The organism is Vibrio pomeroyi (assembly GCF_024347595.1).
GTDB classification, from domain to species: domain Bacteria; phylum Pseudomonadota; class Gammaproteobacteria; order Enterobacterales; family Vibrionaceae; genus Vibrio; species Vibrio pomeroyi.
The window spans coordinates 2,146,220-2,165,582 of record NZ_AP025506.1; the positions used below are offsets into that span (position 1 = coordinate 2,146,220).

Below are 19,363 nucleotides of genomic sequence, written 5' to 3' on the forward strand. Positions count from 1 at the left end.
GTATACACTGACATCAAAACGCCAGATTCGTCTGGCTTTTTTTGTTTTTAAAGTTTCAATTTCAGGTGGTTTAAATGTCAATATTTACATTGGTGGAAGATTCAAGCCGCCGAATTCATGTTCAAGTGGCGCGACAAATTGCTCGTAAGATCTTATCTGGCGAGTTACAAGAAAATCAAAAGTTACCTAGCGAAATGGAGCTGTGCGATATCTTTGGAGTAAGCAGAACTGCCCTTCGAGAATCAACCAAGCTACTTTCTGCAAAGGGGTTGATTGAGTCAAAGCCGAAAGTCGGCACTCGTATCAAGCCAAGAACGCAATGGCACTTCTTAGATCCGCAATTGCTGTACTGGATTCAAGACTTAGAAGACACCAAACCCTTCTTGTCTCAGTTCTTAGGCTTAAGAAAAGCGATTGACCCAGAAGCGTGTGCGCTAGCAGCAACCAACGCCACGGTAGAGCAACGCAAAGAGCTTTCGATTCTGTTCCAAAAAATGACTATTGCGGCCAATAGCTTTGATTATGAAGAGTGGACAACCAACGACCACCTGTTTCACCAAACGATTTTCTTATCGACAGGTAATCAGTTCTACATCCCATTCGCGAATATTCTGTCGACAATCTTCAAGCAATTTATCGACCATTCAGCCGAAGGCGGTCGCTTCTGTTTAGAAGAGCATAAAGCGATATACGATGCGATTATGTCGGGTAACGCCCAGCAGGCTCGAATAGCCTCACAAGTGTTACTAGACGATGAAAACCAAAAGCTATCTCGGGTTGAACTCGCCATCGCATAACCAATATTTACCCACTGACTCGTGTATATCAATACACGAGTCAGTCACATTTTAGCGTCCAATTTTTTACCATCCATACCGTAGTGTTTCATCTTTAAACCTTGAAGTCGGGTCGTCTCAGAGAAAGCTTACGGTTATACACATAAGGTGTTGTTTGTGTCTTCGCAATCGTACGTAAGGAAAAACTTCTCTCTCGCCTGGCCCCTCGCCTTAAACGCATTACTGATGCAGTCGATGTTGATGATCGACACGCTATTGGTTTCTCCCCTTGGTGAAATACCTCTTGCTGCAATGGGCATTGCCACGACCATCATCGCGTTTGTGTTGGGTATTCAAATGGCGTTGGCTAATGGTACCCAGCTGGTTCTCAGCCGCGCAGTCGGTTCTGGTGTCAGCTCTTCACTATCCAAAGCATTTTGGGCGGGTCTGTTCATCAATGTTGGCGTCGCATCGATGTTTTGGCTTCTGCTGACCTTTTTTGAACAACCTCTAATCCAAGCCCTAACCGACGATAAGACACTTCACCTTGAGATCAGTCATTATCTAGACATCTCAAAATATCTGGTGATCTTCACAGCCTTAACACAAGTAATCATTGCCTTGTTTAATGGACTGGGCAGAACTAAGGTTCCGTTTAAAGGTTACTTAATCGAACTGCCTGTCAACGCTGTGCTCTCTTATGTGCTTATTCATGGCTTCTCAAACTTTGAAGGGATTGGTGTACAAGGTGCAGCACTAGGCAGTGTTATCGCCATTACGATTCGTCTTGTGTATTTGATTCTATGTGTGCATTACGATTCATCTGTGTCGTTGAAACTGGATACTGAAAAGTCAGAGTTCATCACTAACATCCGTCGTCACTTCATTGAGATTTTCCCTGTCGCAGCGAACGTGACCATGCTTTCGATTGGCGCGACGATCTATCAGCTGTTGTACTCACAGCTCAATATTAATGCTTACGTAGCGATTACTCTGGTGATGCCGTGGATACGTGCCGGTACTCAATTCATTACGGCTTGGGCCCATTCTTCCGCGATTACGATCAGCCAAGCGATCGGTTCGAAGAAAATGGATGACCTAACCAAAAACGTTGATAGCAGTATTGATGTGGCGGTTGGTATTTCTGTGGTTTGTGCGGTGATGTTTGCAGGTTTAAGTTTGGTGATTGGCGATATTTACCCAGATCTTGACGCCTCGACTTATCAAGCTTTGGCTGTTATTGCCCCACTCTACATCTTCTTGCCAATCGTTCGTGGTTACAACACCGTTCACGGGCACGTATTAAGAGCATTAGGCAAAACCACTGACGTATTCAAAATCAACTTTACGGGTCAATGGGTCGTTTCAATCCCGCTTTGCGCATTGATCATCTTTGGTTTAGACGGCTCCATCTTTTGGGCATTTGCCATCCAACCATTCGAAGAGATAGTCAAAGCCTTCCCATTCCGTCACTTGGCGCGTAAATCTCTTAAAGAGTTTGATGCAAACAAGGCCAATGAGTTGATGTATGACTAGTGATGGTATGTCGTTCATCTCGAACTGACTCTAAGGGTCAGAGTTATCTCTAAAAGATATCTAAGCTCTGTCTAAGCTTTCTGAATACAACCTTGTCCTTTGGCAAGGTTGTATTGTTTTGGCTGTACCTTTCATTGATAAGCTTCACTACGCTCTCGCTGGTTTAAAACTCCTATAAAACAAAAAGACCACTCAACATTCGTTTAAGTGGTCTTAAGAAAACATCTACCATGGCTAGATTCTGGTTAACCCTGCTAGCCTACTGGTGATGGCATGTACTATTTGCCGTTCAGCTTAAGGGCTGAGAAAGTCACACTGTTGTAATCGCCGTTCTTTTTATCGACAGCGAAATCGCCAGTGCCAGCACAACCTGGGCCCCAAACTGGGTGAGAGTCGCTTACACTACATTGACCGTACGCACCCGCTTTATAGTAAAAGTCATCTTCCGCATAACCTGTTGGCGAATCAAGTTCGTCAATGCCCTTGCTCAAGTCGATTTCATACTTAACCGTATCGTGGCGAGCCGTTTCAAATGTGAGGTACATCATTGTACCCTTCACTTCCACTTTGTAGCTGAACTCTTCACCTAGAGCAATTCCCGCTTCACCAGGTTCTGTTGGGTTTTCCCAAGTATTGCCCCAAACTGGGTAAGCAATATCAGCACGGTTAGGATCTTTCTTCTCTAAGTTACGTTCATAGTTCCAAAAGACTGAGCCCATCTCTTGATCAGGAAACTTCTTATAGAAGATCTTTAGGGGTTCGTTACCATGGCCGTAACCTGTTTTTGCTTTGATCAAAGCATCGTGTTTCTTCGCGTGTATCTGACCAACAACCACTGAGTGAGCTGGATACCTTTCTGGGTGCTTAGCATTAATCGCAACGTGATTCACTTTTAGTGTCGCTTCTAATGTCCCACCAACCGCACTGTATTCACTCGCCGCTGGGTGGCTTGATAATGCCCACTGGTTTCCTTTGTCAGCCGTATCGATTGAGAAATCAGCACCGCGTGGCATCTGGCGTAATTCAGAGCGTGCGTTTTTCGAGTTCTTCGTGGTAATCGCTTGGTTTTGTACTTCAAAGACGAGATTACCGTCTTTATCAAGATGGAAGAAATCGCTATGTGAGTAGCTCATCATTGCTACCCCTTCGATTTCATCAACACGTCCATCTTCGTTAATATCTGAAGGGATCGTTATTTTCCAATTACGCATATCAAACTTATCAGCGGGAACTGGATAAGACACACCATTATTCGCAAATGACACAATAGGAACTGCTGATAGCAAAGCTATAGCAAGCATATTTTTTTTGAACATCCAAATTATCCTTAATAACAAACGAGTATTTGTAAACCCATTAATATTAACTAGGTGTAAGAAAACTAGTTGGTAATAACAGGTGAATCTTTAATTGAATAAACTAAATTGTAAAAGTGAGCTTCGCTTTCACCATTTTTGAATTGGTTATAAACGCCCGCTTTATAATAGCTAACCATATCTTTCCAATAACTAATGTCATGATTAACAACAGTGCTGCCGTTATGGTTAATAATTAACCTTTGGTTGCCGACATAAATATCGAACTTATCTGCGCCTTTTTCAGCTATTGGCCCCAATGGTAATTTTATATAAGCCTTTTTGCATTCCGTTGAGCCTTTATTTCCACTCTTTGAACTACAGTTAACGGCATTATTTTTAATGATTGCCCAATACCAATCTGTCTTACCACTTCGGTCGGCGTCATAAACCACACGAACTAAAGGATGGGGAATATACCCTTCACCATGAGAACCTGGTTTTCCATCGTAGTACGTCCCTTTGTTATGCACTTGCAGGTACGTCATTTCATCACGTTTTTTTTCGCTGTTTTTTACCGAATCACGAGGATTAATGGGCATAAACTCAGCACTCAGATGATGGTACTTATTAGGCTCATCGACCTTAAAATTGTCATTGACGCGAATCTCACTGCGATTCTTGTAACCCGCCATTTTAAAGACCAATGCTTGAGTGGGTTCATCAACATAGAAGTGTTCAAACACAACGCCATCAAAGTTGCCTTTGCTCGCATAATCTTTCTTGTTCCCAGGTTTCCCTTCTGGATCAGACATTTGCAGCTTAGAGAGTTTGAGAATGTCTTGAAACTGACTGTAGTCAGCAGGAACTCCCATATCAGAAGCATGTGCGCCGAGGGAAAGTGACGCCGTTATCGCCAAACATACTAGGTTTTTCATTTTTCTTTTAACCATCCATTGGATAAACATTCAAAGCATGGCGACCAAAAACAGAACAACCAAAAAGATAAAAAATCGATTTATCTGATAGTTGGGAGTCACATATCGCCACATCAACCCATAAAACATTTGTATTATTTTATCACATGGATTTTGCATTTCTCGGCAACATTGAAAAATTGAGAGGGCTGTCATTATTGACATTAAACACAGCACTGAAAGTGGGATATTCATAACGTTTTGATATAAACAGGCGGTAAAAAGTTAAATTTGTTAACCAAGAGCAACCATAATTAACAAATTATGCCGTTTTGTGTATATACCATTCCAAAAATCAGTGACTCACAACTGAATTAACAAACTAGTCAATATCCAATTTATTCGAATTTCAACCTAGCTCACGGTTTTTCATAAACTTAACATATAAGATTATTGTATGAGTTATTAAGTAGCTCGGAAGAAAAACCCTACCTTTACTTAATTTTAAATCTAAAAATATGAGAGTAATGATGAAAAAAATGAATACGGTTGCTATCGCAGTGGCAACAACTTTATTTGCAGGCATGGCATCAGCAACAACACTTGATTACCGTTATGAGTATCGTGCAGCGACTGACTATACAAAAACTAATGGAGATGAAGCTCATGTTGACGCTCGCCACCAGCACCGCGTGAAACTAGGCCACAGCTTTAAGCTATCTGATAAGTGGAAGCACTCAACTGGCCTTGAAGTTAAATTCCATACTGACGACTCTTACTACGACGCAGACTCTGGCGAAGTTAAATCAGCGAACAGTAGAAGCTTCTATGATGGCAACTGGTACATTTACGGCATGGAAGTCGAGAATACAGCAACTTACAAGGTCGATAACAACTGGTATCTACAAGTAGGTATGCCAATCGCTTGGGACTGGGATGAGCCGAACTACAACGGCGGTGACTGGAAAATGAAAAAGGTCACTTACAAACCTCAATTCCGTGTTGGCTATAAAGCAGACATGGGTCTAACAACGGCTATTCGTTACCGTCACGAGTATGCTGATTTCCGTAATCACACTCAATTTGGTGACAAAGATTCAGAGACTGGTGAGCGTTTAGAATCAGCACAGAAATCAAAAGTCACACTAACGGGTTCTTACAAAATTCAATCTCTACCTAAACTTGGTCTTTCTTACGAAGCAAACTACGTGAAATCTTTGGATAACGTACTGCTTTACAACAGCGATGACTGGGAATGGGATGCAGGCTTAAAAGTTAACTACAAATTCGGTTCTTGGAAACCTTTTGCTGAAATCTGGTCATCTGATATCAGTTCGTCTTCTAAAGATCGCGAAGCAAAATACCGTGTTGGCGTTGCTTACTCATTCTAATTAGAAAATAGTCAATTTATTAAAGCACCCCTCTCCTCTTGTAAAATTTTGGGGCATATTTAATTACTTTATTTTAAAGAATAGGACGTTCTAATAAATATTGTTTAATCCTAAAAAATATTTAACGCCTATTCATTATCTATTTCTTATGTGGTTTACATACGGATTTAATATCATAAAGAGAATATTTTATGCAGATTTCTAAAATCGCTACTGCTGTCGCTCTTTCGACAGGTTTATTATTTGGTTGTAACAGTGATGGTTTACCTATTCCAACAGACCCAGGCGGAACTGACCCTGTTGAACCTGTTGAACCTGTTGAAGTTTACTCTATAGAAAACGTCTATTGGGATCTGACAGGTGGTGCTGTTGCTGCACAGTCACTCAGCGGAACTTCACCATATCGCTTTGATAATGATGAAGAAGGTACTCGTGCTCTAAGCATTTACAGTGGAGACGTAGCTAATGGCTTCACTTTTGAGAGTTCAATATATACTGCTGAAGAAGAAGGTGTTGTTTCCTTTGAAGGTAAGGACTGTACTTACACAGTGACTGAGCAACAGCTAGATATGACATGTGAAAAAGATGACGTAGAAACAGCTTACTCAGCAACAGAGATTACAGATGAATCTGTTATAACTGCATTAGAAAATGCCGATGATGGAAAACCTAAATCAGTCGATGATGTGAACGCTGCGATTGCATCAGCAGAAGAAGGCGCAACTATTGAACTATCATCTCAAGGTACATTTGATACTGGCGTTATCGAGTTAAACAAAGCCGTTATACTTGATGGTGCTAGTTTGGTAACAATTACCGGAGATGCTTGTATTGATGTCACTGCACCCGGTGCTAGTATCAAAAACATGACTTTTGCCAATGATAATTTGGCCGGATGTTTTGGTAGAGAGTCAGCAGGTACTTCAGATAATGAAACTGGTGCGATCATCATTGGTAAAATTGGTAAAGATTCAGATCCTGTAGCACTTGAAAACCTAAAGTTCGATGCAAACGGAATTACCGAAGATGATCTAGGTACTAAAAAAGCAAGTTGGTTATTCTCTCGAGGTTACTTTACATTAGACAATAGCGAATTTGTCGGTTTAAGTGGCAGTATCCAAAATAATGCAATTCGTATTAACTGTAGTAGTAACAACGCGCGATTTGGTTCACAAATCACAAATAATACGTTCACTATTAAGTCGGGTGGTAGTGATGTGGGCGGAATTAAAGTTGGTGATTCTAGCGGTGGGGAAATAAAGGTTAGCGAAAATAACAACACCTGTAATGTAACTGTCGAAAGTAATACGTTCAATGGTTATAAAACCCTACTTTCAGCAGACAACACTAGCGATTTTAGAAATACAGCTATTTACGCACAACCATCTGCAGTTAACACTGCGGCAGGTAAAGAAAACATCTTGAACTAAGACTAGGAATATCAAAACAGACAAGTTGACTTGCTGTTTGCTTATCTTAGAACCTGACTTATTCAAAGCCATAGCAACTGCTATGGCTTTTTTATTTTTTAAAACACAGAGCTTATGACACGATTAAATTTAACAATCCAAATATCTATTTTATTAACTCTAATTAAAAACCAGAATAACTCTAGCGCTAATTTTCATTCTACTGTTCTAACCCTCTCAAAGCCCTGTATCTATCATAGATAGACAAAGTCTCTCAATTCTATACTAATACCTGAAAATTATTGTTCAGCGTCACCGTACAACTACAATCAGGGCATTTACGACCTGCAAGTAACTAACGCTAAAACACATAACCTTGAGCTAATAGAGTCGTTCATTATCGACTTGAGCCCGTCTAGTATTTCATAAAGCATTGGCTCTAATAGAGTGATGGCTAACCCTACCATTCTATTTATGAACGAGTTAGTGCACTATTTATGGCTTTTTCTAGGAGTCTTGCTAAACACCCCAAGAGTGACAGTTTCAAGAACAGTACGGGAGTAATCAGCCGATCTAACATTTATTAGTAGGCCACACACAATAATATGTTCGTAAATAAACGCACATAGGTAAATACCTTAAGAACGAGGGCAAAGTTTTCGAACTATGGTGATTCCGATAAACATAACGACATTATTTGGGTTTGAATCCGCGACAAGTTGACCTATTAGTAGCTGAGATTAATCATGAGCGGCGCTTGGGGGATTAATAGCGACTGAAACTGATAATGACTGAAGTTAATACTGAATGAACTTGATGATAATGTCCTAAATTCTGTGTCACTGATAGCTACCCTTCACCCTTTACTCAATAAAATCATAATTTCACGTCCAAACAACACACACAAAAAAGCCTCCAAACCCTGAGGTTGGAGGCTATTACGATAACTTAAATATTAAGTGTTATTCGGTCAGACTACTTTTTGTATTGATCGTGCGATACGTCTAGTTGGTAGAAAGTCGCTTGTGAGTAATCGTCTAGGTCGCCGCTGATGTTTTGGTTGTAAACACCCGCTTTGAAGTACATGTACTTGCCGCCAACGTCGTAGCCGCTGTTGCTCATGTCAACCACTTGTACAACGTCGTCTTTGCCTTCACGCATTAACGTAACCGTCATCGTGTTGCCTTTAACGTCAATGCGGTAGCTGAACACTTCGCCAAGCGCGATACCATCTTCACCCACTTCAGCCGTCATATCGCCCACTAGAGGGTAGAAATCCTCTTTTGTTGCGTCTTGGCTTTCGTGTGCAAAGTAAACTGCACCCGTTGGTTGGTTTGGCAATTTACGGTAGTACAAACGAATCGGCTCATCGTTTTGATCGTGAATCTGACCAATGATAAAGCGACCTACTTCATTCGCATTACCCGTTGTTGTTGCGTGGTCGATTTTCAATGTCGCTTCTAGAACGCCATCAATACCTGCCGCAGCTTCTAAATCAGATTCAGGTGCGCTTGAGAATACCCAGTTGTTCTTGTTAACACCTTTAGTGCTAATAGACTGGTCACCACGACGCATCATTTCACGAAGCTCAGTACGTGCGTACTTAGTGTTTTTAGAGGTACGTACACCTTTCACGTAAGCCTTGAATACTAGGCCGCCATCATCCGCTGTGTAGAAGATTTCAGGGTGCTGGTAACCGTTTGCAAGGTTCCACTCAGACACATCATCAGGCTTGCCGTTTTTGTCATGATCGAATGGTTGAGATAGGTACCAATGAGTCATGTCGAAGTTTTCACTCGGTGCATTACCGGCAACGGGTGTTGCTGGTAGGCCTGTCGGAACAGGTAGTGCGCTGCGCGTATCACATTCAACCGAAGTCTCACAAGGGTAAACCGCTGCTACGCCGAAGTTACCAGAGCGTAGATCTTTACGCGCTGCTTTACGTGCTTTTTCTGCCGCTTTCATTTCAGCGATAATTACCGCTTCTGCAGCTACCACGTCTGAAGTGATGATATGGCTAGCAGGACATGCGTTAATGCTACAGTTAACTGCGGCTAATCCAGTCACACTGTTCCAACCGTTTTTGGTGTTACCGTGACCAACATATCTTACGTAACGTGCTTTCACCGCAGGCTCAAATTGGAAACGCTCAAGGCCGATAGCTTTACCAGAACTCAGCTGGTTCTCAAGTACCGTCGTCCAGGTTTCACCATCGACGCTCACTTGGATATCAAACTTAGATTGGCGCTCATTACCTTTACTGAATGATGCTTGCACAGCGTCAAATTCTTGAACTGAACCATAATCTAGCATTGCCCACTCACCGTCACCCGCTGAAGACCAACGTGTTGTTAGATCTTGGTCAATTAGACGATCTGGGCCGTTACCATCATGGCTACTAGCGGCAACTGAAACAGGCGTTAGAAGCGCTTCACCCGTTTCTTTGTTATTTGGAAAATCAGCAGTCGTCGTGCTCGTGCTCGCACAACCAACCGCAAGTAGAATAGAAGAAGCGAGTAAGGTTTTTAGAGTAATTTGTTTCATATTTAATCCATTATTATAATACAAAGACAGCGTTCGTAAGTGAAAGCTAAATCAGCAAACACGAGCTATAAGGCGATTCCCCTCTCAGTATTTGCGATAACATTAAAATATTACGTAATCTTATAATACAAATAAAATATTTCGTTGAATAAATGAGACTGGGAACACTTTCCGATTTGTCCATACTTTAACTGGATCACACTTCCTATTGATAAAAACAATATATAAAAAAATTGAATACGAAATAGACTAGCAAGACCAAAACACCCCAGCTGAAATAACAGGTTTTGAATCCAGTGAATCCGTTCTTTTCAACGATCAAATTCAACGATTGCCTCCCTCCTCCCTCCTCCCTCCTCCCTCCTCCCAGAACGTAAAAAGACCACATTGCTGTAAACCAATGTGGTCTTTTAAGTCACCGTTCTAGCTATTCAAAGAGAAGTGAGGCTACTCAAGCATCAGTGATCGCATTCAAGTCCCAAGTCTCAGGAAACTCAATAGTGTGACGCTCTAAGAGAGCTGAAGCTCACATCGAATACCTCACCGGCATAGTCGTTATCAGGCTTAAATTGTGGATAGATGCCCGCTTTGAAATAGAAAGCAATATCTGCCGATGTCCAATCTGATGTTAACGACACCGTGTCCCCATCTTTGTCGGTGTAATCTTGTCCCCAAGGGATTGAATGGGAAACGGTGTTGGTTCCATCTAAGTCATGGGTTGCTAAGTACACACCGTCTTGGTTGGCTCGTATCGTATATCGCCATTCTTCACTGGCCGAATAAGTCCCTAACTCAACACTGAACGGTTCGCAATGACCGCAGTCTTGGTTGTTTCGTTCAAAGTCAGAGTTCAGAATCACTCGTACTGGCTTACCCTCACCTTCCCAAAGCAACTTCACTAGGGCTTGATTGATCTTCCAGCCGTGTATTTGACCAAGCACCACTTTCGGCTCTTGGCTATTAATGTTCGGATAGTCCTCGATTCTCAGGGTTGCGGTTAACTCGTGACTGGTTGCGTTGGTTCTAGTGTCGTCCAAATACCAACTCGTATCTTCATCGCTGGTGCTGCAATCTGGTTGAGCACTGCTTTGGTATAGCTCTCTGAGCTCAGAGCGAATATAGCTAGAGTTTTGCGTAGAGGTGCCATATCCCATATCCGCTCTAAAGTGCATTCTTCCTTCATCTGCATTGAAGTAAGAAAGATTAATATCGCTGTGGTACACGTCGCTGTCATTTGAAAGAAGATCTTTACTCGAGTCACAACGTTCCGGTTCTAACTCAGCAGCACTATCACCACCGCTTCCATACCAAGTATCTTTACTTGCCGGAATGGTCAGCTTCCAATCATTAATGTCCCAATCGTTTGACCCATTGATTTGAGTCGTGGTGTATCTCAGCGCCTGATAGTAAGCAGTCGCTTCACCATTCTCGAATTGGTTATAGATACCCGCTTTGAAATAGCTCAACAGGTGTTGCCAATACGCGATGTCTTGATTCACTTTTACTTCATCATTTACTTTGATCGACAGTGTGTTCTCATAAACAGAAAGATCAAACTTGGTAAAGCTATCCAGTTCCGCCTCACCTAAATCGTAACGATTGTATGAAGTAGCATAACAATCCGAAGAGTCCGCCGCACTGCTACAGTCAGTTGCATTCTTCTTCATAACAGCCCAATAATGCCCTGTGAGGCCGTCCCTCTCTTGTTCCCACACCACACGCAATAACGGATGAGGGATGTAACCTGTCCCACTCTCATCAGTGCCCTTATTGTGTATTTGTAGCAACGTCACTTCATCATGATCGGCAGGTGAACTCGCCATTGCATGTTCGATATCAGGTAAGCTTATTTCCGCATACAGGCTTCGTCTTACACCCGTTTCATTGATATCGAAGTTTTCTCCCTCACGAACCTCAGAACGCATCTTATAGTTCGCCATTCTAAAAATTAGGTTTTCCGTCTCTTCATCTGCGTAAAAGTAATCACTGATGTAACCATCGAAATCACCATCTTTCACTTCAGAGGTTTTGTTACCCTCTGTGCCGTTAGGATCCGATACCTGAAGGTCAGAGCTGGAGAGGATGTTTTGATACTTAGCAATATCATAAGGCGCAACAACGCCAAAAGACGTACCCGGATTGGTGTTATCAGAAGAGTCATTGCTATCACTTGAACTATTTGAACTGCTTCCACCGCAGCCATAGGTGAGCGAAGCGAGCGCGACGATGAGGATTGGCTTATTCACATTTATCTCACTTATCCATAAGAGTAGAGTGATAATGTATATTTGTACTATTTTATGTCAATTATCTATTTATCAGAATGTGAGATGCGGCAAATGAGGCGATATGAACAGTTTTCACCGAGGGTTTATAGACAAAAACAACGCAGAAAGGCCACTCTAAACTCGATAGGTTATGAGTGGCTCTCAGGCTAAAAACCAAAATTAACGCATTGATTTTTATTGTTTATTAATAGAAACGTCAGACTTTAAAGCTACTCATTAGCTCGCTAACGCTGCCATTCAGTGTTTTGATTTCAGCGGATCCTGTTAGTTGGTCTTGGCTTAGCTTATTGAGTTCCTCAACGAAGCTTTCAATCTTATGCATGTTCTTAGCGATACTATGAATCAGCGCATTTTGCTCAACAGAAGATCCTGAAATATCGTTGTTGAAACGACTCACGGTTTCCATCTGTTCCGTTAGCTTCGCTAGCATGTTTACCGCTTGGACAACTTGAGCACGAGTCATCTCGCAATTGCTCTTGGTTAACTCAATCGATTTGACCAAGCCATCTGATTTCGACTGCAACCCAGATAACGCCTCTTCTATTTCAGAGGTACTGATTTGAGTTCGGTTGGCTAGCGCACGGACTTCGTCAGCCACCACAGCAAAACCTCGACCATGCTCGCCTGCTCTCGCCGCCTCTATGGATGCGTTTAATGCAAGCAAGTTGGTTTGCTCAGCAATACCACCAATCACAGACACTATCGACTGAATGCTCTGTGTTTCATTAGCCATAGAACGAATATCATCAGACGTCGTGCAAACTTGCTTCTCAAGATCACTGATATACGTTTCTGTCACCGTGTTAATTTGCTTAGTCTCGTCACTGAACACGGCCGCATCTCGCGCTGCTTCTGCCGCTGATTGTGAGTTCTTCTCTACTTCACTTGAAGCTTCAGACAATCCATTAATCGCAGAGACCACCTGAACCGTTTCATCGGTATGAACTTTCAGTACATCGCTGGTTTCTTTACAGCCTTCTCGAATACTTAATACCTTAGTATCAAGATCCGAGTTCTTGAATTTCACGTCTTTAACCATCTCTTGAAGGCCAATGATGAACAAGTTGATGTCTTTGGCGATGTGTCCTAGGTCGTCATTGCCTTTCTCGGCAAGCCTTTGAGTCAGGTCGCCATTACCTTGAGAAAGGTCGTGAACAATTTTACGCAGTGACACAATTGGGCGGTAGAAACGATTCAGGAGTAGAATCATCAATATGACTGACCCCAATACACAAGCAATAATCAGCATTCGAGCATCTGACATCACGCCATTCAGCTGATTGAGCGCAAGTTCAGGGTCAATACTTGAAATCATGTACCACTCTTTCTGGCTGCCAATATCGACCTTCTTAGCCATCAAGATTCGCTGATTACCATCAATAACACCTTCAATGAATTGATCCGGTCGTTCGATGGCCTTGTTGAGTTTCATTAAGGCGTCAGCAGAAGAGATATTACTCTGTGGAAGGACGTTTTCTATTGTGGATGCGACAACCATCCCTCTCTCATCCACGATGATACCTTTCGCTTCGTAGATGCTATCTAACTGTTTGAGCTGAGCTTCCAAATCATCAAATCGAATGTCCGCCATGATCACGCGATCTTGGTATGAGTAAGTCACACCAATCATAGGCACTTGAGTACTCTTAGTGAAAAACAGATCACTAAAAAATAAGCCTGATTTCAATTTCGCTTGTTGGTACCAAGGGCGAGTCGTTGGGTTGTATTTTTCTTTGATTCCAACACCGTTAGGGAAAGATTCTGAAGGACGAGAAGTGTAAGAACGGCCGTCGTCAAAACCCACTACAATTTTGTCAATGCCACCGAGCTTAGCCGCGTAATGCATCAGGGCTTCATTTGGCACTTGGTATGGAGATTTCATGAACTCTTGTGCAACGGAATTGACCGTATCTATGGTGCGCTGAACGGTACTTTCAATCTGATTAATTTCTATCGTTAGCGAGTGATCAATCTCGTTATAAATTGTTTGGTTTACCTGATCAGTCGCCAAGTTAAGCGTGAACCAGTTAGTAAATGCCAAGGCACTAGAACTGACGATCGCCACCATTAAAATCAATTTTCCTTTAAACCCTAGAGACAATTTTGAATTCATAAAACTCATCATCCATATCAACCTATGTCTATTATTTTCATCCGAATGAAATGGTCATTTTTTAGATACACGAAGATACGGGAAGCAAAACTTGTTCATACCGTTCCATCATCACAACCATTAATTTAATTAATATTGTATGCTTAATTAGCTGCGCTTTCTGTGAGCGATCTTGATATATCAAAACTGGTTAAAATCACCCTGTGACATAGGTATCATTTATGAGTTTGAACTTTTAACGCGATTAGAAACGAATAATTAACCAATCAAAACTGATCAACTTTCAGATAATTACCTGAAACTTCGCCGATAATGCCTCTACTCAAATTATTCATATCACTTTCGGTCACCTGACTAGGAAAGTGAGCCTCAAGTCACATTTTCACTAACTAACCATTCACTAAAGGCATTCAACCTTAAAATTTATTTGTAATACAATAAGCCTTAAGTTATGGTGTATTTGAATCATAACTTAAGTTCTTTCTGAATGCTTTTGTGCAATTCAAAGTGGAAATTGAAGCGTCTAGCTTTAAGGTTATTGAACACGGTTAACGTAGAAACTGTCGGGGGATCTCGTTAAGCGGTACTTCACTTAGATTGTTCATTCGTTTTTTCAGACGGCTCGTCCGAATACGCCCACATAGTCACCAGCTGTGTGGGCTTTTTTTGTTTTGTTGATTATTGCTGCGGGTTTTGGTTAGTGCTCTACAGTACGAACTATCGCGGATTAATGACGGTATTAGATATTTGATCATGTGAGAATAGAGAGTCAGCGGATACATAGCGAAGCACGTCTAGAACGAAGCGTTTCTGGAGGCGTTAAGTGTTAACAAGCAGCTTTGCAGCATTCAAAATTGAGATAAAAGGAAAGTCGAAACAGGCACAGTTTTGATTAGGTAGAACAATAAGAAGCAAAAGAGTAGAGCGAGAAAATTAATACTGATGGCTGCGGGTTTTACGAGGGAGAGTGAAACCGTGGGAGCAAACTGGTATTAAGGATAAAACAGGGAGCGAGGATAAAACAGGGAGCGAGGATAAAGCGGGATTTGAGATAAAACAAGCTTGTAGATTAGACCTTGTTCAGATAAAAACGAACCTCGCTGAGGTATCGCCGCCTAAAAGACAGGCAATACCCTAGCGAGGTCGTACGTCGATTACTTCTCTAGTTTAGCGAAGTAGTCGAAGATTACTGGTACATCGTTGTTACCCATGCCTGCGTCAACAGCAGCTTGTAGGCTTGTTGCAGTACCTTGAGCGATTAGAGACTCAGTACCTAGCTCTTCACAAAGAGCAAGGAAGTAACCAAGGTCTTTGTTAGCGTTAGCAACAGAGAAACCTAGCTTCTCTTCGCCGTCTACTGCGTAGAACTTACAGAATTGCATGAACGGAGAGTTAGATGGACCTGCAGACATGATGTCAAACAGTTGTTGGCCATCAACACCAGCGCGTTGAGCAACAGCGAAAGCTTGAGACATAGTTGCAACAGTCGTCATGCCCATGAAGTTGTTTACAAGCTTAGTAACGTGACCTGAACCTAGAGCACCTAGGTGGAATACGTTTTCGCCTTGCTCTTCAAGAACAGGTTTAACTTTGTTGAAAGTTTCCATGTCGCCAGCAGCCATGATGTTCAGAAGACCATCTTTAGCGTGTGCAGGAGTACGACCTAGAGGTGCGTCGATCATGCCCGCGCCTTTTTCAGCTAGAGCTGCGCCGATTTTCTTAGTAGAAGCAGGGATAGAAGTACCGAAGTCTACTAGTACTGCGCCTTCTTTGATGCCCGCTAGAACGCCGTCTTCGCCGTAAACGATTTTTTCAACAACAGCTGAAGTTGTAAGACAAAACTGAACGATGTCACTTGCAGCAGCTAGTTCTTTAGCAGAAGTGAATGCAGTCGCATTGCCGCGATCTGTAACGCGAGCAACAGCTTCAGCGCTTAGATCCATTACGTTTACGTGGTAGCCGCGCTTTTGTAGGTTTTCAACCATGTTGCCGCCCATAAGACCTAGGCCAATGAAACCGATTACAGGTTTAGTCATGTTCAAACTCCAAATATAGTATTGTATGATTATATGGTCATTATAATAACGACGTCTTTTCCGTTACGCAATAGTTTTAGGGTAATCCTTCGATGCTTAGACGCAAGTTGTGACGGGGATTCACTTTACGAGAGAATATGGTCACGCTTTGTACTTTGAGGAACGATATCCCACTCAAAAATTCGCCGATTGATGAAATAACATACGTTAAATGTCATACGATTATTAAGAATAAGCCACGCCTCTAACTATTGTTAACTTACTGCTTCTTTTTTCAGTCAGTCTAAAGTAGTTAGTATTAAAGCAGTCAATGACTAAGAGCATTCACTGTAAACAAGCACTCAAACGTGGCAGGAACATCCCTCTCCCTTAATCTGCGTAGTTCATCAACCCCTTACCTACTATTGCTCCTGTATCGATTGGTTTGACATCGAGATGCCTATCAAATGCAGTTGTCGCGCTGTTTGAGCCTGTGTGAATACACTTTAATAGAGGCTTGTGACACAGCGGTGTAACCTGCGATGTGTTTAAACTGTGCTGCCTGTTAACTGCGATGCCTTTAAACTGCTATGCAGCATCGCCAATCTCGCCCAAACTAACAGTGTTCCCCTTTTCACCCTACAAACTAAAAAACTCCAAGCTTTCGCCTGGAGTTTTTAATATATCGCTTCTGTTATTTCAGCAGATTACAGTTCAATTGAAACCGTTTCGCCGTCAACATTAAGCAGTAGCGTGTTGCCTTCAAGCTTGTGAGATACTTCAACTTGCTCGCCTTGGTTCTTATTAGGAACAAGAAGCGTTAGGATGTTGTGCTCTTTCGATGGCTTGAATTCCACTTCAACGTGACGGTGAATTTCAAGATCTTCAAACTCGTATGGGTCAACTTCGCCGAAGCCTTCAACGTTCTTAACTGAAGTAATGTTGTCAGCAGACTCGTTAATGAAGTTTACGTCTAGGTGCGCTACTTCGCCACGGATAGTAAAAGACTTATCAGCCACTTCGTTTGCGAAAGTTGTGTGCATTAGCCAAGTCATGTCTTTCTCTTCAGAAAGTGTCGCCTTGTCTTGCATTACAAATACTTTACCTTGAACAAACCAGATCTTACGCTTGTAAGATTCGATTTCAGGAACGAAGTACTTGTAAGATGCCGTTGCATCACCTTCAACCATCTTCACATCAGACTCTGTGTCGAAGTCAGAGATAGTGCCGCCCGCTTCAATACAGAAACGGTCTTGGTGGTTCTCGTAACCTGTGTTCTTGTTCTCGCCGTACTGACCTTTACCACCAAATAATGGCAAGTTTTTAGAGAACGTGTGACGACGCCATTTGGTGTGCATATCAACACCGAAACCACCGTAGTAGCCAGTGATTGACGCTAGCGTTTCACCAAATGCATGCAATGTGAATGCGTTTTGGTCACCGTGAGAGTGGCTGATTGAGCCAAACGGAGAACACTTGAATACCATGTGAATATGGTTATCACGTTCAGTCATCTTGTTGTGGAATGCAGCCCAGCCAGTGATTGGGAACACTTTCAACAATGGATCGTTTGATGGCGCTTTCTCTTCTGGTGCATCCCAAAGAATGTTGAAGCGCAGATCGTCGTAACCGAAGTCCCACCAGCCGAAGTTGTAGAACTTCGTATGCGCTTCAGTATCACGGCCTTTAAGTTGGTTGTAGTACCAAACGTACTCAGGCTTCTGGTTAACACCTGCGTAGTGCTTGATGTTATAAGCCAGTTTTAGACCTGGGAAATCACCGATTGAAGACTGGTCACAAAAGCTTGCGCGCTTAGAGTGAACAGGCATGCAGTAAAGCGGGAAGTCACCTGTGTTTTCGTAGAATGTTTTATTGAACATGTCTACGCCACAGTATGCTTTTAATAGGTCGAATGCTTCGCCTAAGAATGCAGTTTGCGTGTTCCAGTAGTCAGGGCCTTCAGCCCAACCACCGTCTACACCGCCCCATGGTGGGTAATGTACTGCGTAGTATTCTAGAGCGTAAGCAATGTACTCGCCTGCTTTCGGGTGATCGTGGTAAAGCGCGATACACGTTGGGATAATAGCAGAAGAGATAGAACGAACACCGTGGCTGTTTAGTGGGTTGTTCAATAGATCAACCGTCACTTTTAGGTGGTGCATGATTTCGTCTAGACGCTCAATCAAAGCATCTTGAACTTGCTGACGTTCTTCATCTGTGAAGTAGCCGTGTAGCCAGTCGTAACCCCAAGCCATAGCCGCGATAACACGGAAAGCCGCCTCATCGTTATAGCCACGAGAAGTCACACCTTCTGGATCGTACGTAGACAGTTTTAGAGTCCAAGCTTTTGCTTTCGCAATTAGCGCTTCGTCTTCTTTTACCACACCAGCAATCGCTAGGTTACGTGTCGCGTTCAGTGCCATTTGGCAATCAACGTACATTTGACGCCAGTAAGGACGCCACAAAGAAGCTTTGCCTACTGTTTCCGCTGGGTACGCTTGAGGCTCTTCGAAAGGCGCTGTCTCAAGGAACTTAACGGTAGAGTTGTTGTAGAAATCATCAAACATGCAGTGAGCTTCATCAGCTTTCACTTTTGCTTTGAATTCTTCTAGCTGATCAGCTTGAACAAGAAGACGTGGACGTGCTTCGCTCAAGTTGTCTAGGAATGATAGGTCGAAGTCACGTTTTTGTACTTCGATAGGGAGTAGGTCTACAAGATTACCTGCTGAAGTGTCATTCTCCAGCTTCATCTTCCTGATTGCATCAAGAGATTTTTGGTCGCTCATTCTAACTCACTTATATTCAAGTTGACTGAAAGGAATTAGCAATAATATACGTCTTATTGTAGGACAATTAAATCTGTTTCGATTCGATTGAACACTTTTTTACAGTTTTCGTGATTTAGGTCTGATGTTGCACTCCAGAGCAAGTGCTCCCTGTTATCCTGCTCGAACCCAATCCATGTAGATACTCGCATCAAATCGCCAATGCCCTCCCCTAAGCGAGCGAGATTCAGACTTCCTGACCTAACTGATTTTCCAACTTTGCAAAGCAAAAAAAATGCGATGCTCTCTCGAGC

11 protein-coding genes are annotated in these 19,363 nt (G+C 42.5%); 4 read left to right on the forward strand and 7 right to left on the reverse strand.

The genetic code is table 11. The annotated features are described in order from the left end of the window. Positions 1-74 precede the first annotated feature (74 nt). A complete protein-coding gene (locus OCV12_RS09530) occupies positions 75-797 on the forward strand; it encodes a FadR/GntR family transcriptional regulator (protein ID WP_017632465.1) in 723 nt (240 codons plus the stop codon). 147 nt (positions 798-944) lie between these two features. Further along, a complete protein-coding gene (locus OCV12_RS09535) occupies positions 945-2,312 on the forward strand; it encodes an MATE family efflux transporter (RefSeq protein ID WP_261884512.1) in 1,368 nt (455 codons plus the stop codon). Between the two features lie 278 nt (positions 2,313-2,590). Here the strand turns inward: OCV12_RS09535 and OCV12_RS09540 are convergent, their stop codons facing one another. Then, a complete protein-coding gene (locus tag OCV12_RS09540; protein WP_239849069.1) occupies positions 2,591-3,628 on the reverse strand; it encodes a polysaccharide lyase family 7 protein in 1,038 nt (345 codons plus the stop codon). Positions 3,629-3,693: 65 nt separating this feature from the next. After that, a complete protein-coding gene (locus OCV12_RS09545) occupies positions 3,694-4,545 on the reverse strand; it encodes a polysaccharide lyase family 7 protein (RefSeq protein WP_239849068.1) in 852 nt (283 codons plus the stop codon). Between the two features lie 509 nt (positions 4,546-5,054). On the opposite strand from OCV12_RS09545, the gene OCV12_RS09550 reads away from it, so the two are divergent. Both OCV12_RS09550 and OCV12_RS09555 read left to right on the forward strand, forming a co-directional pair. Beyond that, entirely contained in the window at positions 5,055-5,915 is an 861-nt protein-coding gene (locus OCV12_RS09550; RefSeq protein ID WP_176681024.1) for an oligogalacturonate-specific porin KdgM family protein, read from the forward strand. A 191-nt stretch (positions 5,916-6,106) separates the two neighbouring features. Then, positions 6,107-7,345 (forward strand): right-handed parallel beta-helix repeat-containing protein, encoded by a 1,239-nt coding sequence (locus OCV12_RS09555; RefSeq protein ID WP_261884513.1) that lies wholly within the window; start codon positions 6,107-6,109, stop codon positions 7,343-7,345. A gap of 954 nt (positions 7,346-8,299) precedes the next feature. Here the strand turns inward: OCV12_RS09555 and OCV12_RS09560 are convergent. From OCV12_RS09560 to OCV12_RS09580, 5 genes are all read right to left on the reverse strand, one after another. Next, entirely contained in the window at positions 8,300-9,868 is a 1,569-nt protein-coding gene (locus OCV12_RS09560) for a polysaccharide lyase family 7 protein (RefSeq protein WP_123304927.1), read from the reverse strand. Positions 9,869-10,362: 494 nt separating this feature from the next. Then, positions 10,363-12,114, reverse strand: a complete 1,752-nt coding sequence (locus OCV12_RS09565) for a polysaccharide lyase family 7 protein (protein WP_261884514.1) — start codon at positions 12,112-12,114, stop codon at positions 10,363-10,365. Positions 12,115-12,352: 238 nt separating this feature from the next. Continuing rightward, complete coding sequence (locus tag OCV12_RS09570; RefSeq protein WP_261885950.1) at positions 12,353-14,224, reverse strand: methyl-accepting chemotaxis protein; 1,872 nt, start codon at positions 14,222-14,224, stop codon at positions 12,353-12,355. Between the two features lie 1,199 nt (positions 14,225-15,423). Beyond that, positions 15,424-16,305 (reverse strand): NAD(P)-dependent oxidoreductase, encoded by an 882-nt coding sequence (locus tag OCV12_RS09575; RefSeq protein WP_004733521.1) that lies wholly within the window; start codon positions 16,303-16,305, stop codon positions 15,424-15,426. Between the two features lie 686 nt (positions 16,306-16,991). After that, positions 16,992-19,070: a DUF4962 domain-containing protein gene (locus OCV12_RS09580; protein WP_261884515.1), complete on the reverse strand. Its 2,079-nt coding sequence runs from the start codon at positions 19,068-19,070 to the stop codon at positions 16,992-16,994. Positions 19,071-19,363 lie beyond the last annotated feature (293 nt).

Bases quoted from the DNA above. Each gene is read 5' to 3' on its own strand.
- OCV12_RS09530 (WP_017632465.1), top strand. From the start codon at position 75: ATGTCAATATTTACATTGGTGGAAGATTCAAGCCGCCGAATTCATGTT.
- OCV12_RS09540 (WP_239849069.1), bottom strand. From the start codon at position 3,628: ATGTTCAAAAAAAATATGCTTGCTATAGCTTTGCTATCAGCAGTTCCT.
- OCV12_RS09545 (WP_239849068.1), bottom strand. From the start codon at position 4,545: ATGAAAAACCTAGTATGTTTGGCGATAACGGCGTCACTTTCCCTCGGC.
- OCV12_RS09550 (WP_176681024.1), top strand. From the start codon at position 5,055: ATGAAAAAAATGAATACGGTTGCTATCGCAGTGGCAACAACTTTATTT.
- OCV12_RS09555 (WP_261884513.1), top strand. From the start codon at position 6,107: ATGCAGATTTCTAAAATCGCTACTGCTGTCGCTCTTTCGACAGGTTTA.
- OCV12_RS09560 (WP_123304927.1), bottom strand. From the start codon at position 9,868: ATGAAACAAATTACTCTAAAAACCTTACTCGCTTCTTCTATTCTACTT.
- OCV12_RS09570 (WP_261885950.1), bottom strand. From the start codon at position 14,224: ATGGTGGCGATCGTCAGTTCTAGTGCCTTGGCATTTACTAACTGGTTC.
- OCV12_RS09575 (WP_004733521.1), bottom strand. From the start codon at position 16,305: ATGACTAAACCTGTAATCGGTTTCATTGGCCTAGGTCTTATGGGCGGC.
- OCV12_RS09580 (WP_261884515.1), bottom strand. From the start codon at position 19,070: ATGAGCGACCAAAAATCTCTTGATGCAATCAGGAAGATGAAGCTGGAG.